This window comes from Flavobacterium sp. AG291, assembly GCF_003350375.1.
GTDB classification, from domain to species: Bacteria; Bacteroidota; Bacteroidia; order Flavobacteriales; family Flavobacteriaceae; genus Flavobacterium; species Flavobacterium suzhouense.
Map to the genome: position 1 here is coordinate 55,796 of NZ_QQAR01000020.1, position 14,048 is coordinate 69,843.

Annotated in this window: 14 protein-coding genes; 5 read left to right on the forward strand and 9 right to left on the reverse strand. The window is 36.2% G+C overall.

The window, feature by feature from the left end:
* Positions 1-25: 25 nt before the first annotated feature.
* Complete coding sequence (locus DEU42_RS16820; protein WP_114759496.1) at positions 26-853, reverse strand: UDP-2,3-diacylglucosamine diphosphatase; 828 nt, start codon at positions 851-853, stop codon at positions 26-28.
* A 157-nt stretch (positions 854-1,010) separates the two neighbouring features.
* On the opposite strand from DEU42_RS16820, the gene aroC reads away from it, so the two are divergent.
* The 3 genes from aroC to DEU42_RS16835 all read left to right on the forward strand — a co-directional run bounded on the left by aroC (position 1,011) and on the right by DEU42_RS16835 (position 4,085).
* Positions 1,011-2,054, forward strand: coding sequence for a chorismate synthase (gene aroC, locus DEU42_RS16825; protein WP_114759497.1), 1,044 nt, complete (start codon positions 1,011-1,013; stop codon positions 2,052-2,054).
* 106 nt (positions 2,055-2,160) lie between these two features.
* Positions 2,161-3,060 (forward strand): T9SS-dependent choice-of-anchor J family protein, encoded by a 900-nt coding sequence (locus tag DEU42_RS16830; RefSeq protein ID WP_114759498.1) that lies wholly within the window; start codon positions 2,161-2,163, stop codon positions 3,058-3,060.
* A 128-nt stretch (positions 3,061-3,188) separates the two neighbouring features.
* Positions 3,189-4,085, forward strand: coding sequence for a T9SS type A sorting domain-containing protein (locus DEU42_RS16835; protein ID WP_114759499.1), 897 nt, complete (start codon positions 3,189-3,191; stop codon positions 4,083-4,085).
* Positions 4,086-4,189: 104 nt separating this feature from the next.
* Here DEU42_RS16835 and DEU42_RS16840 read toward each other — a convergent pair whose 3' ends face one another.
* Both DEU42_RS16840 and DEU42_RS16845 read right to left on the reverse strand, forming a co-directional pair.
* Positions 4,190-4,603, reverse strand: coding sequence for a thiol-disulfide oxidoreductase DCC family protein (locus DEU42_RS16840; RefSeq protein WP_114759500.1), 414 nt, complete (start codon positions 4,601-4,603; stop codon positions 4,190-4,192).
* Positions 4,604-4,609: 6 nt separating this feature from the next.
* On the reverse strand, positions 4,610-6,781 hold the full coding sequence (locus tag DEU42_RS16845; RefSeq protein WP_114759501.1) for an endonuclease MutS2: 2,172 nt from the start codon (positions 6,779-6,781) through the stop codon (positions 4,610-4,612).
* A gap of 126 nt (positions 6,782-6,907) precedes the next feature.
* On the opposite strand from DEU42_RS16845, the gene DEU42_RS16850 reads away from it, so the two are divergent.
* A complete protein-coding gene (locus tag DEU42_RS16850; protein WP_114759502.1) occupies positions 6,908-7,573 on the forward strand; it encodes a uracil-DNA glycosylase in 666 nt (221 codons plus the stop codon).
* On the opposite strand, the gene DEU42_RS16855 is transcribed toward DEU42_RS16850, so the two are convergent.
* From DEU42_RS16855 to DEU42_RS16865, 3 genes are all read right to left on the reverse strand, one after another.
* Positions 7,574-8,506, reverse strand: coding sequence for a transglutaminase domain-containing protein (locus DEU42_RS16855; protein WP_114759503.1), 933 nt, complete (start codon positions 8,504-8,506; stop codon positions 7,574-7,576).
* A gap of 24 nt (positions 8,507-8,530) precedes the next feature.
* Positions 8,531-9,376, reverse strand: coding sequence for a substrate-binding domain-containing protein (locus tag DEU42_RS16860; RefSeq protein ID WP_114759504.1), 846 nt, complete (start codon positions 9,374-9,376; stop codon positions 8,531-8,533).
* A gap of 124 nt (positions 9,377-9,500) precedes the next feature.
* Complete coding sequence (locus DEU42_RS16865; protein WP_114759505.1) at positions 9,501-11,015, reverse strand: succinate CoA transferase; 1,515 nt, start codon at positions 11,013-11,015, stop codon at positions 9,501-9,503.
* A gap of 154 nt (positions 11,016-11,169) precedes the next feature.
* Between DEU42_RS16865 and DEU42_RS16870 the strand changes: the two genes are divergently transcribed.
* On the forward strand, positions 11,170-11,973 hold the full coding sequence (locus DEU42_RS16870; RefSeq protein ID WP_114759506.1) for a helix-turn-helix domain-containing protein: 804 nt from the start codon (positions 11,170-11,172) through the stop codon (positions 11,971-11,973).
* Between the two features lies 1 nt (position 11,974).
* Here the strand turns inward: DEU42_RS16870 and DEU42_RS16875 are convergent, their stop codons facing one another.
* The 3 genes from DEU42_RS16875 to DEU42_RS16885 form a co-directional block, all read right to left on the reverse strand.
* Entirely contained in the window at positions 11,975-12,325 is a 351-nt protein-coding gene (locus DEU42_RS16875) for a translation initiation factor (protein ID WP_114759507.1), read from the reverse strand.
* A gap of 25 nt (positions 12,326-12,350) precedes the next feature.
* A complete protein-coding gene (locus tag DEU42_RS16880; RefSeq protein ID WP_147278150.1) occupies positions 12,351-12,773 on the reverse strand; it encodes a hypothetical protein in 423 nt (140 codons plus the stop codon).
* A gap of 69 nt (positions 12,774-12,842) precedes the next feature.
* A complete protein-coding gene (locus tag DEU42_RS16885; RefSeq protein ID WP_114759509.1) occupies positions 12,843-13,799 on the reverse strand; it encodes an isopenicillin N synthase family dioxygenase in 957 nt (318 codons plus the stop codon).
* Between the last annotated feature and the right edge of the window lie 249 nt (positions 13,800-14,048).

Sequence of the window (14,048 nt, forward strand, 5' to 3'; positions counted from 1 at the left end):
TATAACTAACTATTTGTTATTTTGTTTACTTATTATTGAATATCATAGCTGCAATGAGCTGATGGTCAAGTTTGGTTTCCATTTCAAAATAATCTTCCTCGATTATAGGTTCCATTTCAGCATGGCGGTATAATTTCCATCTTCTTTTATTGTATTCTAATGCAGTAAGATTTTCAATCCAGTCTCCGGAGTTCAAATATGTAACGCTACCTTTTTTGTTTTCTTTAACCGTTATTACCGGTTCATGGATATGTCCGCAAATTACATAATCATAGTTGTTTTCAATCGCAATGTCTGATGCAGTTTCTTCAAAATCTGAGATGAATTTTACGGCTTTTTTTACACTACTTTTTATTTTTTTTGATAGTGAGTACGGTTCTTTTCCCATTTTTTTCAGGCACCAGTTTACAAATCTGTTAAGAAGTATTAGGTAGTCATATCCAATCCCGCCCAGTTTAGCGATCCATTTTGCATGGTGTACAGAGCTGTCAAAAACATCACCGTGGAAAAACCATGCTTTTTTTCCATCAAGTTCAAGAACAACTTTGTCGCATAATGAAAAATTTCCCATTGAAGTGCCGCTGAACTTACGTAACATTTCATCGTGATTACCTGTTATGTAGTATACTTTCGTCCCTTTAGACGCAAAGTCTAAAAGCTTTTTTACGACTTTAAGGTGTGATTTAGGGAAATAGGATTTTCTAAATTGCCAGATATCTATTATATCTCCATTTAGAATAAGTGTTTTGGGTTTAATAGTAGAAAGGTAGGCGGAAAGTTCTTTAGCGTGACAGCCGTAAGTGCCTAAGTGAATATCTGATAAAACAACGAGATCAACATTCCTTTTTTTCATTAGAGTGTTTTTTCTTCTGCAAATTACTCATATATGTATGACTGTATGTTTATGGGAATGTTATTAAAATGTTCTCAAGATGTAGGGTGTGTTTGCGTATTTATTTTTGTAATAGAAGGGAAGGACTTACATTTGTTAAAAGAGCAATTAAAATATTATGGCAGGAAATACATTTGGTAAAAAATTTAGGCTTACAACATTTGGCGAATCACATGGTCTGGCTATAGGAGGAGTTGTTGATGGTTGTCCTTCTGGCGTATCTTTAGATTTTGAAGCAATACAATATGAACTTGATAGAAGAAGACCTGGGCAGTCTGCAATTGTGACACAAAGAAAAGAGGCTGATAAGGTAGAATTTCTTTCAGGTGTCTTTGAAGGTAAAACTACTGGAGCTCCGATTGGTTTTGTTGTTCAGAATACAAACCAGAAGTCAGGAGATTATGAACATCTTAAAGATGTTTACAGGCCGTCTCATGCAGATTATACCTACGATAAAAAATATGGTTTCAGGGATTATAGAGGAGGAGGAAGAAGTTCTGCACGTGAAACTATCAGTAGGGTTGTAGGTGGTGCGATTGCGAAACAACTTATGCCTGAAGTAAAAATAAATGCTTTTGTATCTTCTGTGGGAGAAATTTTTATTGATAAACCCTATCAGGCTCTGGATTTTTCACTTACTGAGACAAATGATGTTCGTTGCCCTGATCTGGCTACGGCACAAAAAATGGAAGAATATATCAGGCAGATTCGTAAGGAGGGAGATACAATTGGGGGGACAATAACTTGTGTGATACAAAATGTGCCTGCAGGATTAGGTGATCCTGTTTTTGATAAGTTACATGCAGAATTGGGAAAAGCAATGTTGTCTATCAATGCTGTGAAAGGTTTTGAGTACGGTAGTGGTTTTTGCGGAGCTAAAATGAGAGGTAGTGAGCATAATGATCTTTTTAATCCGGATGGTTCTACAAAATCAAATCTTTCGGGTGGAATTCAGGGAGGGATAAGTAATGGGATGGATATTTATTTCAGGGTTGCATTCAAGCCTGTAGCTACGATAATGCAAATGCAGCAGACAATTGATAAAAATGGAAACCTTCTAGAAATGCAGGGTAAAGGAAGACATGATCCTTGTGTGGTTCCAAGAGCGGTTCCGATAGTTGAGGCTATGGCGGCACTTGTTTTAGCTGATTTTTTGGTATAAGGTTAAAGTGTTGTGTGAAGTTTGGTTTTAGTGTTAAAAATTCTCATAAAATTTTATCTTGTAAAGTTTTTTTTATTAGATTTGAGAAAATTAAAAACTATCAATCATGAGAAAACATTTACTTTTAGGAGCTTTTTTATTGGGCTCATTTTTTACTGCAAATGCACAACAAACTCTTTTTGAGGACAGTTTTGAAACGTATACCACTTTTGCAATCACAGGTATAGGAAGCTGGACTCTGGTTGATGCAGATGGTCAGGTAACCTATGGTTTCAATGGGGCAGCCTTTGAGAATTCAGGTGAACCTATGGCATATATTGTTTTTGATTCTGCGGCAACAGATCCTGCGTTAGAACCAACAGAAACTTCTAATTGGTCAGCAAGAACTGGAAATAAATCAATGATTTCTTTTGCCGGAGCTGAAGGTGCTGCTAATAATGACTGGCTTATATCTCCTCAGGTTCAATTAGCTGCAACAGGTAATACCGTTAAATTTTGGGCTAAAACTTGTGACGGAACATATTCTGAAAAATTTAAAGTAGGAGTTTCTACAACAGGAGTAGATACAGCAGATTTTACAGTTATCAGTGCAGGTGCATCGGTTACAGCTCCTAATGCCTGGACAGAATTTACATATGATTTAGATGCCTATGCTAATCAACAAGTCTATATTTCAATAAACTGTATTTCTAATGATCAGTTTGGTTTTGCTGTTGATGATTTCAGTGTTACTGCAGATGATGTAGCCGGATTAAATGATAATTTAGCTTCAAACTTATCTATTTATCCTAATCCAGTTAATAATATTATTAATATTGATAGTAATGACAATATATCAATATCAAAAGTTTCAATTGCGGATCTTAATGGGCGTACGGTGAAATCGGTTAGTTTTGATGGGGTTTCTAATGCTTCAGTTAATATAGCTGACCTTGCTTCAGGTATGTATATGATGAATATAACTTCTGATAAAGGTATGACTACAAAAAAAATAATGAAAAATTAATTAATTTTCAGATACTTATAAAAAACAAGGTCTAATGCCTTGTTTTTTTTTTGGTTAATTTTGAAAGAAGTTATTGTAAATGCCAAAACTTTTCCTATTTTTGGAAAAAATTAAAACTATTTATCATCATGAAAAAACAATTACTTGCTGGAGCTTTTGTATTGGCTTCATTTTTAACTGCTCAGGCGCAAATTTTATCTAACGACTTCGGTACTGATCAAGCAACCCTAAATACTGCACTGACAGGTTGGTACACAGATACAGATACTCAAGATGGTGTAAAAATCGGTTTTGGTCTTAATGCTGATAATGATCCTCTTGGATTTACTGGTGTAAGTGCATTTTCAGATAACTATATTAACACTGGTACTACAGAAGCGCCTGTTTTTGAACTAGCAGAAGGTTATTTTAACTTTGTATTATCTCCAGTTGTTGATTTAACAAGTATTGAAGCTGCTTATGTAAGCATGAAAGTTGGAGTGCCAGATGCTGAGCCAACTGCACTACTAGGATATCAAATTTTAGCAATTCTTGAATCAGATTTTGCAGCTAACAACTTTGAAAATTTATATATAGTTGGAGAAGGTACAATTTCGAATGGAGAGGTAGAAACTGTTAACTTTGCATTAGATGCTTTTGCTGGAGAGCAAGTTCGTCTTTACTTTGTACATGCTGATGTTTACGACCAATCAGGAACAGAGCCTGTACTTTTAACTTCAGGTTTAGGTACTTTACAAATAGATGACATCCTAGTTGATGAAGGTGTTGTAGCTGGTGTTAATGATAACACTCTTGCTAACCTTTCAGTTTACCCTAACCCGGTTAATGACGTAGTTAACGTTAATGTTGATGCTCTTGTATCTAACGTAGCTATCGTTGACCTTAACGGTCGTACAGTTAAAACTGTTAAATTTGATGGTGTATCTACAGCTTCAGTAAACGTTTCTGATCTTGCTTCAGGTGTTTATATGGCGACTATCACTTCTGATAAAGGTACTACTACTAAGAAAATCGTAAAAAACTAATTAATTAGTTTTATATAAAATAAAAGTCCTCACCATGTGAGGACTTTTTTATTTGCAAAAACAGCCACTTGATGATAGTGGCTGTTTTTGTATTTAATTAAAATCTATAAAAATTTAGCTTTTAACTCAGGAGTGGGCAGCATACACTCATCTTTTTTACCGTACCATTTATATCTGTTTCTGGCTATGTAATCATACACTTTGTCGGTTAACCATTTTGGTAAAATTGAAAAAATGCTTAACCATTGGTATATTCCGGTTAATCCTTTAGAAATTTCGAAAGCTGCCTGTGATTTATAATAATACGCATGACCGGGTTCATATAAAACTATAGAGTCAGTTTTTGATATATCAAGTCCGATATGGCTTATTATTTCTTTTCCTAAATCCGACTGTAATGCGACAAAACGAAAAATATCCTCTTTATCATGTTTTATGATAAATTGCACGGTGTTGTCGCATAAGTTACATATACCATCAAACAGAATTATCTTTTTATTTTCAGGTAAATTATTCATTATTCTTTATTTTTTTCTTTCTACAAGCTCAAGAGATTCTAAATCTACTTTTGAAGTAAAGAGTCCGTAATTTACGGTAGCCTTCTTCTTTTCAATTGCATCAAGTGTTCCTACAGCTTTACCGTCAATCATTCTTACACGGTCACCAATTTTTAAAGCTACTTTTGGTTTTTCCGCTTCTTCTTTCTGGGCTTTTATTTTCTTTTCTTTTTTCTCCTGGCGAATTTCTTCAACCTTTTCTTTTACTTCAGCAATAATTTGTTTCTGAATGATCTCTTTTTGTTTCTTTTCTTTTGGGGTTGCTTTTTTACGTTTTGAATTTTCAATCTCAACCATTTTTAAAAACTCTCCTATCAGTTCTTTCTTGTTTTTGGTGTTGAAATATTTCTCACTTATATCATCAAGTTTTTGGCCAATATAGATAAGACGTTGGTTTGCGTCAAAAAGTTCCTGATAGCTTTCCAGTTTTTGCTGAATTTTAGTATTGATGTTTTCCATCTTTTTACCTTCTTCCCTGGCTTTGCTTTCCTCTTCTTTAAGGGTTTGAGAAGTTTTTTCCAGTTTGGAACGCTCTTTTTGTAGAGTTGCAATGGTTTTATCAAATCGTACTTTGCTTCCTTCGATCTTTTTCTTCGCTCTGTTGATCAATCCATAAGGGATACCATTTTTTTGAGCTACTTCAAATGTAAAAGAACTACCGGCTTGTCCAAGTATAAGTTTGTACATTGGTTCAAGTGATTTTTCATCAAAAAGCATATTTGCATTTGTAGCGAAAGGGAGTTCATTGGCCAGCATTTTAAGATTTGTATAATGCGTGGTTATGATTCCGAAGGCCTCTCGATGATAAAACTCTTCAAGGAAAACTTCGGCAAGTGCACCACCAAGTTCGGGATCCGAACCTGTACCAAATTCGTCAATAAGGAATAAACTTTTATCATTACACTTCTTTAAGAAGTAGTTCATGTTTTTAAGACGGTAACTGTATGTACTTAGATGATTTTCAATAGATTGGTTATCTCCGATATCTGTTAGGATTCTGTCAAAAAGGAATGTCTCACTTCGTTCATGAACTGGAATAAGTAATCCGCTCTGAAGCATCAGCTGTAATAATCCTATTGTTTTTAGAGTAATACTTTTTCCACCTGCATTAGGCCCGGAGATAACAATAATTCTGTTGTCATCTGTTAGCTCAATGGTTTGTGGGTAAGTAACTTCTCCTTTACGTTTGTTATTCGAGTAAAGAATAGGGTGAAAGGCATCTCTGAAATAAAGGCGTTTTTCCTGAGTGATATTTGGTAACAATGCATTTATTCTTCTGGCATATTTAGCTTTACCGGAAATCACATCAATATCAGTAAGGAATTCTTGGTATTTGAATAATAAAGGAACGAATGGTCGAATAGTATTACTTAGTTGCAATAGAATTCGTTTTATTTCTTCTTTTTCCTCAAACTCAAAATTATTGAGTTCGCGCGAATATTTTAGTGTTGCTTCCGGTTCTATATAGGCGATGCTTCCTGTTTTTGAACTGCCTAAAATTGAACCTTTTACTTTTCGTCGGTACATGGCGAGTACAGCAAGAACTCTTCGGTTTTCAACCACACTTTCTTTAATATCATCAAGGTATCCCTGGCTGTTGTATTGTGTCAGGGCGGAGGCAAAACTCTGGTTAATTTTGGTTTTAACCTGATTTATTTCTCTTCTGATATTTTGTAATTCAGGTGATGCGTCGTCTTTAACTTCACCATATTTATCAACTACTTTGTCGATGTTCTTAAGTATTTCTTTAGTATATTCGATACTTATGGCTTTTTTATTAAGCGTAGGGTAGTAGTCTTCGAATTTTTCAAGGAATTTTATAAGCGTATTGACCGTTTCAGAAACGACTGCAATCTTTCTAAATGCTGTTGCTTCCAGATAGCTGTCTTCGATGGTAAGAAATTTTACTTCGTTGGTTATGGGTTCAAAACCGTGATTTGGAAGTGCATTATTGTTGTCGAATGATGATACGTATTCAGAAGTCTCCAGAAGTGAATCCATTAATTCTTCTTTATTTTTGAAAGGAGAAATTAATAGTGCTTTTTCATGACCGGGTTCAGTTGTACAGCCTGAAGCAACGGCTTCTAATACAGTATGAAATTCTAAATCTTTTAAAGTTTTTTCGTTTATGCTGATCATTATTGATGTAGACGTATTTTATACAAAAATACTACATATTCGTCAGGATTGTATGTGTCTTTTAAAGTTTAATATTGTAACTATACCTTTAGTTAGCATTGACTATATTTGCTAAAAATAATATATATGCAGGTAAATATTGAGCCTTCCTGGAATGCAGTTTTAAAAGATGAATTTGAAAAACCATATTTTAAGAATCTGACTGATTTTGTAAAGAACGAGTATTCGCAAAATACATGTTATCCCCCCGGGAAAAAGATATTTTCTGCATTCGACCATTGTCCTTTTGATAAGGCTAAAGTTGTTATTATTGGTCAGGATCCGTATCACGGCCCCGGACAGGCTAATGGATTGTGCTTTTCGGTAAGTGATGGAATCCCATTTCCGCCTTCATTGCAAAATATCTTCAGGGAAATCCAGAATGATTTAGGTAAGCCTTTTCCTGGCAGCGGCAATTTGGAGCGGTGGGCTGACCAAGGTGTGCTATTACTTAATGCTGTACTTACAGTACGTCAGGGTGAAGCAAACAGTCATCAGGGTAAAGGCTGGGAAGCGTTTACGGACGCTGTGATTCAAAAAGTTTCTGATGAAAAAAGCGATGTAGTATTTATGCTATGGGGAGGTTTTGCTAAGAAAAAAGGAGCACGTGTAGATAAACTGAAGCATTTAGTGTTGGAGACAGGTCACCCATCACCTTTAAGTGCTAACAAAGGGCATTGGTTCGGGAATAAACATTTTAGTAAAACTAATGAGTTTTTGTCTCAAAAGGGGAAGCAGGAAATAGTTTGGTAATTAATTAAAAGTCAGTGCTCCTAAAATTTCCTCACTCATAAATCTACCACCCGGATAAGTAGCCGTATAATCAAGATTTAGCCATATCTGGCCTCGTTCATCAATGTGGTAATGTATCTCTTTGCCGCGGCTTTCTTCAACAAAAAGAACTTCTTTTATCAGATAGTTGGCTGTTTCAAGGTCGGCCTTGTTGCCAATCAGCATTTCGGGGTACAAATGGCCTCCTGTGTGAATTATTCGCGGTGTTCCACCTACAGCTCTGATAGCTGCTGACATTAATATAGCATGATCGTCACAATCTCCGGAAAAGTGCTGGATAGATTCTGAAGCAAAAGCAATGTATTCCTTTCCTTTCGGATCGTCTACATAGTTCCATCTGTTTCGAATCTCTTTAAATACTGCAAAACACTGTATCATACGTCTTTGTTTCCTGTATCCTTTCACATCCCGAAAATACTTGGTTGTAGCCATAAGGGCAAAATTCCTTACTTTAGGATTAGCGTAGTCTACAGCATCAATAATCTTTGACTTATTAGGGAATGGTAATAGTTTAGATATAATGATGTCTTGCGGGTTAGCATCATCTGCCATAGTATAAACCATTGAACGATAGTCTTCAAAAACGGCATTGAAGCCATATCCTCCAAATAAAGAACCGTAAATTAAAGCTATGAAATAAAAAATGATCGACACGATCAGGATGTTTTTCATTAGCCTTAAGACCAACTGGATACTCACCAAAAGTACTATGCCAATAAGAATTCTGTCTATATGAAAAGGCCATTCAGGATCTTTAAGATTTTGATGAATTATTATAAACAAAGGTATTGCAATAAGGATGTTTAGCGCAAAAATGATAATAGACGCCCAGGGCTCCTTAATTTGAAGCCTGGATTTTATATCTTTTATCTTGGCGGGATCCAGTTTTATCATTTATGGTAAATAAAACATAAAGCTTTATTGTACAGCGGTTTCAAATGCAATTTTGTTGTTTATGATGTCTAGTTCAAAAAGTTGGTTTTGTACTTTATCAAACGTATTTTCTTCAAGTTTCTTTTGAGACCATTCCGTTATTTTTAGCCACTCCCTTATATCTTCAATTTTTTGATGATAACGGTCAGCAAGCGTCTGGTCAATATTTGGAATATCCTTAAAGTTAATAATCCTACTGTTTATTACTTGTAATAACTGCGTAATGGCTTCCGGATTATTATTCAGGACTTCATTACGTACCGCAATTACAAAGCACGGCCATGGAGTAGGACAGTCGCCAATTCTCCTGAAGATACCTTTGTCTACGATGGGTTTGGTCATGAAATGTTCCCACATAAAATAGTCAGCACGTCCTTCAGTAAGACCTTCGATAGCACCATCAAGCGTGTTTATGATTTCATATTGCAAACTTTTTGTGTCCCAGCCTTCATTTTTAGCATTTACAATAGCCATCAAATGCGATCCGGATCCAAAACGGCTAATGGCAACCTTTCCATGTTCAATATCAGAAAGTTTTTCATGTTTTGAGCCTGATGCTACGTGAATTCCCCATATCAATGGAGAATCAACAAAAACCTGCACGATTTTGGAGTCGTTACCGGCAGTAATATCTTTTATAATTCCCTCTGTAAGAATAACTGCAATATCAGTACTACCATCCCGAAGCATCTGACAAAGTTTACCTGTGCCTTCAGGTACATCTGTCCACTGCAAATCAATACCATTTTTTGAGAAATCACCATTTTCTATAGATAGATGCCAGGGTAAGTTAAAATGTTCAGGAACACCGGCTATTTTGAGTTTCGTCATTTGTCAAAGCTTTAAGGGATAAAGGTAATAATAGAATTAGTCGCCTCAAAACTTTTACCCTCATAAAAAATCCCTAAACTATAGTAACAGATTAGGGATTTTGTAACAATACAAATTGGGAAACTTATTGGTGTTCTACAGAAACAGGATTTTTCATTGTGCCGTTATTATTGTAGTTTATATGCCATGAAAAAGCCTCTTCAAGTAGATGAGGAGTGTGTCCACCTCTTAAACACGACCGTTCATAATAGCTTTGAAGCTGTTCTTTGTAGTCAGGATGAACGCAATTCTGAATTATCTGAATTGCTCTTTCTCTTGGGGCAAGCCCTCTTAAATCGGCAAGGCCGTTTTCTGTAACCAGTATATCCACATCGTGTTCGGTATGATCAACATGTGAAACCATAGGCAGGATGTGTGAAATGGCATTGTTTTCTTTTGAAACAGAAGGGGTAACAAATATGCTCAAATAGGCATTTCTTGCAAAATCACCCGAACCGCCAATGCCATTCATCATTTTTGATCCACTAATGTGTGTAGAGTTTACGTTACCGTAGATGTCAAATTCTATGGCTGTATTGATGGCTATAATTCCTAATCTTCGGATAACTTCAGGGGCATTACTGATGTTTTGAGGGCGAAGAATGATTTTGTCTTTATAGTTCTCAAAGTTTTGCATCAAATGTTCATAACATGCTTTTGATACTGTAATTGATGATGCTGAAGCAAAATCCATTTTTCCGGAGTCTATAAGTTCAAAAGTACTATCTTGTAGTACTTCGGAGTACATTGTAAGGTTCTTAAAGTTGCCTTTTGAAAAACCGGACAAAACAGCATTGGCTACTTTTCCTATACCTGCCTGAAGTGGTAGGAGCGAGTCTGTCAGACGTCCTGAAGCTACTTCTCCTTCAAAAAAGTGTATAAGGTGATTTGCTATAGCGGCGGTTTTTTCGTCTATTGAAGTAACCTGAGCCGGACTGTCGGGTAGTTCTGTAAAAACAATTCCAACAACCTTTTCCGGATTAACTGCTATGTATCCTTTTCCAATTCTTGAGTCGGGTTTGGTAATTGGGATAATATCTCTTTCTGGATAATTTTCAGGAATTAATATATCGTGTATTCCATTGAAATTATTGGGAATAGAAGTGTTTATTTCTATTATTACTTTGCTGGCAAGTTTAGCGAATGTGGCTGAGTTTCCAATTGAGGTAGTGGGGATGATATTGCCATTTTCGTCTATGGATGATGCTTCAATTATCGCAAGATCCATTTTAGGAAGATGCTTGTTGTTTAATAGCTCAGCAGTTTCGCTTAAGTGTTGATCAATAAATAAGATTGATCCGTCATTTATTTTTTTTCTCAATACCGGATCTACCTGAAACGGCATTCTTTTATGTAGTGCATTTGCATCGGCAAGATCACTGTCGGTAGTATGCCCTAAAGACGCTCCTGTTATTAAAGTAATGGCTATTTCTTCATGTGCTGCACGGGCTGCAAATGCCGGTAAAACCGCTTTACTATCGCCGGCTTTAGTAAATCCACTGGAGCCAACAGTCATGCCGTTTTCAAATAAGAGAGCGGCCTCATCTGCTGTTATGATACTATTTTTATAGCCTTCAAATTTTATTCTTCCAATTTCCATAATTCATTATTTTTACTGAAAAAATTGATTATAGTTTAAAAAAACATGTCTATAATTTAATTTTTACAAAATGTTAAGACAATGTTACAAAAAGGTTTTAATGGCTGTATATTTGTAAAAGACAATTGTTTATTCATTTAAGACATTAGAATGTATGGCTACGGACAGATATTACTTAACGGAGGTTGATAAGCATTCAGATAGTATTTATTGCCATCATGATTTGATGGGTGAACTTCTTATTCCCCAACATTATCATAAGAAGGCCCAGTTTCTGTATGTTGAAGGTGGTATAGCTTATGTAAAGACGGATATAAGCACCTATTTTCTCCCGGCCCGGCATTATATGTGGATTCCACCTGGCGTAAAGCATAGCATTCACCCTAATTCTGAGGATGTAATGATGCGGAATTTATATTTTCCTGTTGAAAAAAAAGATGTTGCTTTTTATGAAGAAGAGGGGATTTATCCGGTTAATGATCTTCTTTTAAATTTGTTACTGTTTACCAATCGCTGGAAAGGAGATTTGTACAAGGGTAGCAGGAATTATATAGTAGCGAAGGCTCTAAAGGTTTTACTGCCTGATATTTCAGGTAAGAATCTCTCGCTTTCATTGCCTTTGGCTAAAGATGCAAGACTTGTAAAAATAACTGATTATATAGCTTCTCATATCGGTGAAGCTATTTCTTTTGAAGATTTAGCAAAAAGATTTGGTTTGAGTACCCGTACACTGCATCGCCTGTTTGTAAAGGATTTGGGAATGTCTTTTATGCAGTTCTTTACTATTTCGAGAATGCTGAGAGCTGTAGAGTTACTTCAGGATAAATCTATGCCGGTAAGCGAGGTGGCTTTGGCTGTAGGTTATAATAGCTTGCCAACTTTCAGTAATATATTCTATAAGATGTTAGGACAACGCCCATCAGAGTATGCCAACGGGCGTAATATATTATCGGAGTAGCTTATCCGCCAACTCTTTTTACTTTGTAGCCTTCTTTCGTCAGGAAATCCATGATCTTATCGCGGAAATTTCCCTGGATTATGATTTCTCCATCTTTGGCTGCGCCACCTACGCCGCAAAGCGTTTTTAGTTGTTTTGCTAAAGCTTTCAGGTCGTCGTCATTACCTTCAAATCCTTTTATGATGGTTGCTACTTTTCCGCCACGGTTCTTTTTATCAAGATGGGCTTCCAGTTTTTGCTGGTTGTTCGGAATAGTTTCCTGCTGCTCATTATTTGATTCGAATTCAAAATCTTTATTGGTAGAAAAAACAAATCCACCTAAATCATCTAAACTGCTTAATTTCTTTGCCATAATAGTATTTATGTAAACAAATGCATTAACATCCGCATTCGCCGTAAATTGTTTCTTTAATTATTGTTTTCCCCTTCGATTTAACAGCTATTCGTCCTTTTTGAAGCCAGGTGCTGTTCTTTTGCAACACTTCTTCGCTGTCAACAGTAACTTCATAATCGTCGTTAGTATATATCTTTACCCAATATCCTTCTGCAGCATCAGTGTAGCTTTTTAATTTGAACTGCATCATTTTACCATTGATGCTGATGTATGCATGGTCGTGATAAGTATCTGCATAAATATATTCGCCTTTAATAAAATCCTCTTTGTTGGCTGAAAAATAACAGGCACAACCGTCAATCTCTTCAGGAAAATCTTTAAAACGGTCTATGATAAATTCTTTTTCAGTACCGCAGGATGTTAGAAGTATTGATAGTAAAATTGTCGCAAAAAGGAGTTTTTTCATATCCCAAAAGTAAAAATAAAAAAGCATCAGACTGTTGCCTGATGCTCTTAATATGGATGAAAAATAATTTTATTTTTTGATAAGCCCTAATTCTACCAGTCGCTCATAAAGGAAGTCACCGGCAGTAATATCTTCATAAAGTTTAGGCTGCTCTTCGCTGATACAGTTTTTAAGGCAGTTCAGTTTCATTTCTGCTACCGGGTGCATAAAGAACGGGATAGAGTAGCGTGATGTACCCCATAACTCCCTTGGCGGATTTACAACCCTGTGGATTGTCGATTTTAGTTTGTTGTTGGTATGACGTGACAGCATATCGCCAACATTGATAACCAGTTCATCAGGTTCAGCGATAGCGTCTATCCATTCTCCGTCATGATTCTGTACCTGTAAACCGCGTCCCTGAGCACCCATCAATAGCGTGATAAGGTTGATGTCTCCATGCGCTGCTGCACGTACAGCATCTTTTGGTTCCTGGGTGATAGGAGGGTAGTGGATAGGGCGAAGAATACTATTGCCTTCTCCTACATAGTTATCAAAATAATATTCGTCAAGTCCAAGATATATGGCTAAAGCCCTTAACACATAAACGCCGGTCTTTTCAAGCATTTTGTAGGCTTCTTTTCCTGTAGGGTTAAAGTTAGGAAGTTCGGTAACCTCTACATTATCATGGTAATGCGGATGCCCGTTATAGGTTGAATCCTCAGAGAGGTATTGCCCGAAATGCCAGAACTCCTTAAGGTCGCCTGCTGTATGTCCTTTTGCTTTTTCTTTACCGAAAGAAACATAGCCACGTTGTCCGCCAATTCCAGGAATCTCGTATTTGTCCTTAACTTCCGGTGGTAGGCTGAAAAACTGCTGTACTTCGCTGTAAAGCGAATCTACAAGGGTATCGTCAAGGAAGTGGCCTTTTAGTGCTACGAAGCCAATTTCTTCGTAGGCTTTACCAATCTCATTTACAAATTTTTGCTTGCGTTGTTCGTCTCCTGATAGAAAATCGCGTAAATCTACGCTTGGTATATTTTGCATGGATAAATGGTCATTTTTACGCAGCAAAAATAGCCATTAATTTTTATTCAGAGTTACGGAAATATTATGTTATATGTCATTTTGACCGGAATGAAATGAAGTGGAGAGATCTCTATAATTAGATGAGAGATTTCTCCACTTCGCTACGCTGCAGTCCTTTAGATTTGTTTTTAGATAAATCTTAAATTTATGAATGAGAAGGAAGCAAAAGTAAACTATGCTGCGGTCTGGGTTTTTATGCCCATATTT

Excerpts from the sequence above, each read along its gene's own strand:
- DEU42_RS16845 (WP_114759501.1), bottom strand. The coding sequence starts at position 6,781 with ATGATCAGCATAAACGAAAAAACTTTAAAAGATTTAGAATTTCATACT.
- DEU42_RS16830 (WP_114759498.1), top strand. The coding sequence starts at position 2,161 with ATGAGAAAACATTTACTTTTAGGAGCTTTTTTATTGGGCTCATTTTTT.
- DEU42_RS16850 (WP_114759502.1), top strand. The coding sequence starts at position 6,908 with ATGCAGGTAAATATTGAGCCTTCCTGGAATGCAGTTTTAAAAGATGAA.
- DEU42_RS16860 (WP_114759504.1), bottom strand. The coding sequence starts at position 9,376 with ATGACGAAACTCAAAATAGCCGGTGTTCCTGAACATTTTAACTTACCC.
- DEU42_RS16835 (WP_114759499.1), top strand. The coding sequence starts at position 3,189 with ATGAAAAAACAATTACTTGCTGGAGCTTTTGTATTGGCTTCATTTTTA.
- DEU42_RS16875 (WP_114759507.1), bottom strand. The coding sequence starts at position 12,325 with ATGGCAAAGAAATTAAGCAGTTTAGATGATTTAGGTGGATTTGTTTTT.
- DEU42_RS16840 (WP_114759500.1), bottom strand. The coding sequence starts at position 4,603 with ATGAATAATTTACCTGAAAATAAAAAGATAATTCTGTTTGATGGTATA.
- DEU42_RS16880 (WP_147278150.1), bottom strand. The coding sequence starts at position 12,773 with ATGAAAAAACTCCTTTTTGCGACAATTTTACTATCAATACTTCTAACA.
- DEU42_RS16885 (WP_114759509.1), bottom strand. The coding sequence starts at position 13,799 with ATGCAAAATATACCAAGCGTAGATTTACGCGATTTTCTATCAGGAGAC.
- aroC (WP_114759497.1), top strand. The coding sequence starts at position 1,011 with ATGGCAGGAAATACATTTGGTAAAAAATTTAGGCTTACAACATTTGGC.
- DEU42_RS16855 (WP_114759503.1), bottom strand. The coding sequence starts at position 8,506 with ATGATAAAACTGGATCCCGCCAAGATAAAAGATATAAAATCCAGGCTT.
- DEU42_RS16820 (WP_114759496.1), bottom strand. The coding sequence starts at position 853 with ATGAAAAAAAGGAATGTTGATCTCGTTGTTTTATCAGATATTCACTTA.
- DEU42_RS16870 (WP_114759506.1), top strand. The coding sequence starts at position 11,170 with ATGGCTACGGACAGATATTACTTAACGGAGGTTGATAAGCATTCAGAT.
- DEU42_RS16865 (WP_114759505.1), bottom strand. The coding sequence starts at position 11,015 with ATGGAAATTGGAAGAATAAAATTTGAAGGCTATAAAAATAGTATCATA.